Source organism: Microbacterium sp. Bi128, from assembly GCF_918698205.1.
Genome location: NZ_CAKKMM010000821.1, coordinates 1 through 2,253, shown reverse-complemented (window position 1 = coordinate 2,253; position 2,253 = coordinate 1). Strand labels below are relative to the sequence as shown.

Below are 2,253 nucleotides of genomic sequence, written 5' to 3'. Positions count from 1 at the left end.
TTCTTGCGCCGTGCAGGGGCCGGATCGGTGGGTTTCTCAGGAGTTCGGCACGTGCGGCCGCGTGCTGGGGCCGCGCCGCCGCGGGTCGGGATGCCGTGGTCTGGGGCGGCGCGGGGCGGGCCGAACTCCGGAGTTTCTGCCCTCCCGCGCCGTTGTTGCGCCGTGCGGAGGCCGGGCCTGTGGGTTTCTCCGGAGTTCGGCACTCGCGACCGCCCGGTCGGCTCCCGCCGGGTGCAGTCCGGCCCGGAGCAGCGGGCGCCCGCGGGGCGACGGACGGGCGGGGCGGCAGACCCCGCCGGGAACCGCGTGTGCGCGCGGCGCCCCGAGGATCACACCCCGTAGAGCTCGCCGACCGGAACGGTGACAGGCAGCACGTTGCCGGCCGGAGCCAGCGGGCACGCCCACGCGGGGTCGTATGCGCACGAGGGGTTGTACGCGAAGTTGAAGTCGAGCACGAGGGTGTCCGGCGCGGTACCGGTGCCGAGGTCGGCGCCCTTGATCGTGTCGAGCAGGTAGCGGCCGCCTCCGTAGGTGCCGCCAGGGCGCCCGGCCGAGGCGTCGCGGATCGGCACGAAGAGGCCGCCTCCGTAGGAGGTCAGCCGCCACACGTCGAGGGATCCGGTGTCGGGCAGCTCGACGCGGCCGATGCGTTCGAAGCCGACGTCGCCGTCGGTTCCGGTCGTGGCGATGAACGAGGCCTCGTCGGCGTCGAGCAGGGGCACCTCGAACCTCCACGCCGCGTCGTACGGAGCGAGGGGGAGGCCCTCGAATCCGTCACGCTGCTCGGGGAGCAGGGGAGTGGCGGGGTGGTCGGCGAACAGCGCGTCGCGCTCGATGCGCCACAGCTCGTGGGCCTCTTCCGGGTCGTCCAGCTCGCGGATGGCGGCGTAGAGCGCGAAGACGCGGCGTCGCCAGTCGGCGATGTCGAGGGCGGTACGGGCGGCGCGGGAGGTCATGCATCGAGCGTAGGCGGGCCCGCGAAGCCGTGGGGCGGGCTGGACACGGCCGTACCCCGAGTGTGAGGCGCCAGAATTTGTCGCTTCGAGGCCGCGCGGGGCGACAGATATTGGCACCTCACGCGCGGGGCAACGGGGCAGACACGGCGCGCGCCGACCGTTAGCGTCGGGGCATGGCATCCCCGCGCATCACGCTCACCGTGCCCGGTCCCGACGGCGATCGCGAGATCGGCGTGTCCAACCCCGACCGTGTTCTGTGGCCCGAGGTGGGGATCACCAAACTCGAGCTCGCCGAGTACCTGATCGCGGTCGCGGAGCCGTTCCTCGCCGCGAACGGCAACCGACCCGTGTCGCTCGAGCGGTTCCCCGACGGCGTCGGCGGGGAGAGCTTCTTCTCGAAGAACCCCCCGAAGGGGGCACCGGCGTTCGTCGAGGCGGTGACCGTGACGTACAACAGCGGCCGGCGGCATCCGCAGCTCGTCCTCACTGAGATCGGGTCGGCGGTGTGGGCGGCCCAGATGAACACGATCGTGTTCCACCCCTGGGCCTCGCTCGCGAGCGACCCCGATTATCCCGTCGGGCTGCGCATCGACCTCGATCCGCAGCCGGGTACGGGGTTCGCCGAGGCCGTGACCGCCGCGCTCGCGCTGCGCGAGGTGCTGCGCGACGCGGGTCTGGAACCGTGGATCAAGACGAGCGGCAACCGCGGCCTCCACGTGTTCTGTCCCATCGAGCCGACGCACGAGTTCCTCGACGTGCGCCACGCCGTCATCGCCGCGGCCCGGGAGCTGGAGCGACGGATGCCGGATGCCGTGACGACCAACTGGTGGAAGGAAGAGCGCGGTCAGCGCATCTTCGTCGACTTCAACCAGGCCAACCGCGACCGCACGATGGCGGGGGCGTACTCGCCGCGCGCGCTCCCGACCGCGACCGTGTCGACCCCGGTCACGTGGGACGAGCTGCACGACGTCGACCCGCTCGCGTTCACCGTTCGCAGCGTTCCGGAGCGGCTGGCATCCCTCGGCGACCCCTGGGCGGACGTCGCCGCCGCGCCCGGCCGCATCGACACGCTGCTGGAGTGGTGGCAGCGCGACCTCGACGCCGGCCTCGGGGAGCTGCCGTTCCCGCCCGAGTTCCCCAAGATGCCGGGCGAGCCGCCGCGCGTGCAGCCCTCACGAGCGAAGAGCACGGCGGAGTAGCGCAGCGCGGCTGCGGCTGCGGCGGTGGCGGTGCGGCCGGCGGCGCGGCGACGGGTGGCGCGTCGAGAACAGGGGATGCCGCGAGGACAGGCTGATCT

General features: G+C 72.9%; 2 protein-coding genes. One reads left to right on the top strand and one right to left on the bottom strand.

Annotated elements, in window-relative coordinates:
- Positions 1–329: 329 nt before the first annotated feature.
- The gene (locus LQV45_RS26700) at positions 330–956 is read right to left on the bottom strand and encodes a DUF1684 domain-containing protein (RefSeq protein WP_230009752.1); all 627 of its coding nucleotides are present in this window, start codon (positions 954–956) and stop codon (positions 330–332) included.
- A gap of 173 nt (positions 957–1,129) precedes the next feature.
- Here LQV45_RS26700 and ligD point away from each other — a divergent pair, with 173 nt between their 5' ends.
- Positions 1,130–2,155 carry a non-homologous end-joining DNA ligase gene (gene ligD, locus LQV45_RS26695; RefSeq protein ID WP_230009749.1) on the top strand — a complete coding sequence of 342 codons (1,026 nt, stop codon included), beginning with the start codon at positions 1,130–1,132 and terminating at the stop codon, positions 2,153–2,155.
- Positions 2,156–2,253 lie beyond the last annotated feature (98 nt).

Bases quoted from the DNA above. Each gene is read 5' to 3' on its own strand.
- LQV45_RS26700 (WP_230009752.1), bottom strand. From the start codon at position 956: ATGACCTCCCGCGCCGCCCGTACCGCCCTCGACATCGCCGACTGGCGA.
- ligD (WP_230009749.1), top strand. From the start codon at position 1,130: ATGGCATCCCCGCGCATCACGCTCACCGTGCCCGGTCCCGACGGCGAT.